The following is a 2,455-nucleotide window of genomic DNA, read 5'->3' as shown; positions in this document are numbered from 1 at the left end:
GATTGGATCGGACATACTGAGTACAGTGAAACCAGAATAGAGCAATTAGATCACATCTTTAATCTGATTGGTATGACAACGCCACCGAAGGCGATGCCAGCTACCTGCGTCTGCACATCGCAGGTGAAACCAAGGTTGACGAGGATCTGACCGCGTTCGGCTTCGCCGAGTACAACCTGCCGGTCTCCGGTTCTGACAACGACGAGCTGCGTTACGCCTATGCGGGCATCAAGCACGATCGCTTCGGTGCCTTCAGCTACGGCCGCCAGGACGGTCTGTTCACCAAGGCGGTGAACTACACCGACGTGCTGCCGGAGTGGGGTGGTGATGGTCTGGGCAAGGACACCGAGGTGTTCGGCACCGGTCGTACCAACGGCCTGGCCCAGTACATGTACAACTGGCAGGGGCTGACCCTGGGTGCCCAGTTCACCGGCAACAACGACCCGCAGAACGCGAGCCGCAGCGAGCGCGTCGGCCCGAACAGCACCTGGAGCCCGAAAGGTTCTTCCGAGGGGTATGCCCTCTCTGCCAACTATGACTTCAACATGGGCCTGAGCCTGGGTGCCGCCTACAACCAGGCTGGTAAGACCGACGAGCAGGCCGAGAACGTGAGCTTCGGCGGCGACAACGACGCCAAGCTGTTCGGGGTGGGCGCCAAGTATGCCGTCGGCAACCTCTACATGGCCGCCACCTACTCCCACGGTGAAGATCACCTCTTCGTGGACACCGGCTCCATGCGCGGTTACGCCGAGAAGATGGATGGCTACGAAGCGGTCGTGCAGTACAACATCACGCCGAAGTTCAAGCCCTCTCTGGCCTACCTGCGTACCGACGTGAAGGACAGCGCTCACGGCATCGATGACACCGCGACCGAATACGTCTCCGTGGGTGCCTGGTACAACTTCACCGACAACTTCAATGCCTACGTGGACTACAAGATCAACCTGCTGGACGAAGTGGGTTCCACCGGCAAGAACAGCCTGAACAAGTCCACCGACGACATCGTCGCCGTGGCCCTGCAGTACAACTTCTAAGTCGTCCCAGACGCACTGCACATCCCAGGACCGGCCCATGTGGCCGGTCTTTTCGTTGCTGGCGGACCGCGCTGGATGACAAGAGCGGCACGCCGGGGTTCAGCAATGGCCCCGTGTGGTCGATACCCTTGTTGTCGGGGCCGGTGCGTGGCTGTGCTTGCCATGAGGCAGTGATGGGGCGATGATCACGCCCCGTGGTCAAGATCCTATCTTTCCTCGACGCTTTTCATTATTTCTATATAGGCTTGCGTTGTCCCGACAGGGAAAGCGGGGCTGGTTGGCATGTCGCAGCTCCGGTGCGGGGCAATTTCGGGAAATGGACGTAAGGGCGTTATATGGCGAGCATATTGGATTCAGTGGATCAACGTACCCAGCTTGTAGGGGAGAATCGCCTGGAACTGCTGATGTTCCGTTTGGGTGCCCAGCAACTGTTTGCGATCAACGTCTTCAAGGTGCGGGAAGTGGTCAAGCTGCCCCATCTGAACAAGATGCCGGGGTCCCACCACAACATCAGCGGCGTCGCCAACATTCGCGGCGTCTCCATCCCCGTCATCAACCTGCGCGGTGCCATCGGGATGCGTCCCATGGTCATCGATCAGGAGTCCAACCTCATCATCACCGAGTACAACCGCACCATTCAGGGATTCCTGGTGGGGCAGGTGGCCCACATCGTCAACATGACCTGGAAGGACATACTGCCGCCGCCCCGTTCGGCGGGTCGTGCCAACTACCTCACCGCCATTACCCGCATCCCGGAAGGGGGGGTCGACCAGATTGTCGAGATCATCGACGTGGAGAAGGTGCTGGCGGAGATCATCACCTATGACGTGCGCATCTCGTCCGAGGTGCTGGACGAGGAGATCCTGCCCCAGATGCAGGGACGCCGGGTGCTCATCGTCGATGACTCCAGCACGGCCCGCAACCAGGTGCGCGAGACCCTCGCCCAGCTCGGGCTCGAGGTCATCGAGTGCCAGGACGGCTTGCAGGCCCTCAAGTTGCTCAAGGGGTGGTGCGATGCGGGCAAGAAGGTGACCGACGAGATCATGCTGATGATCACGGACGCCGAGATGCCGGAGATGGATGGTTATCGCCTGACTCACGAGGTGCGCAGCGATCCGCGCATGTCCGATCTCTTCATCACCCTCAATACCTCCCTGAGCGGCAACTTCAACGAGGCCATGGTCAAGAAGGTGGGGTGTGATCGCTTCATCTCCAAATTCCAGCCCGACTTGCTGGTGGACGTGGCACAGCAGCGGATGCGGCAGATCCTGGGCCGTTGAACCCGGCACGCCGAACCATGAAAAAGCCCCCGCCATGCGGCAATGCTGTTCACTTAAGAGAATTTGATACCAATCAGATTAAAGATGTGATCTAATTGCTCTATTCTGGTTTCACTGTACTCAGTATGTCCGATCCAATCG

1 protein-coding gene and 1 pseudogene are annotated in these 2,455 nt (G+C 59.1%); both read left to right on the top strand.

Translation table 11 applies throughout. The annotated features are described in order from the left end of the window. Positions 1-74 precede the first annotated feature (74 nt). Positions 75-1,034 (top strand): annotated as a pseudogene (locus tag OKB81_RS20020) (porin); the annotation flags it as partial. A gap of 335 nt (positions 1,035-1,369) precedes the next feature. Beyond that, positions 1,370-2,314 carry a chemotaxis protein CheV gene (locus OKB81_RS20015; RefSeq protein ID WP_103858195.1) on the top strand — a complete coding sequence of 315 codons (945 nt, stop codon included), beginning with the start codon at positions 1,370-1,372 and terminating at the stop codon, positions 2,312-2,314. Positions 2,315-2,455: the final 141 nt, after the last annotated feature.

This window comes from Aeromonas sp. QDB56 (assembly GCF_027705505.1).
In the GTDB taxonomy this organism is placed as follows: Bacteria; Pseudomonadota; Gammaproteobacteria; order Enterobacterales; family Aeromonadaceae; genus Aeromonas; species Aeromonas caviae.
The sequence above is the reverse complement of the archived record's forward strand: the minus strand, read 5'-3'. Positions and strand labels throughout refer to the sequence as shown.

What these genes read in the sequence shown, in the direction of transcription:
- OKB81_RS20015 (WP_103858195.1), top strand. Translation starts at nt 1,370, where the DNA reads ATGGCGAGCATATTGGATTCAGTGGATCAACGTACCCAGCTTGTAGGG.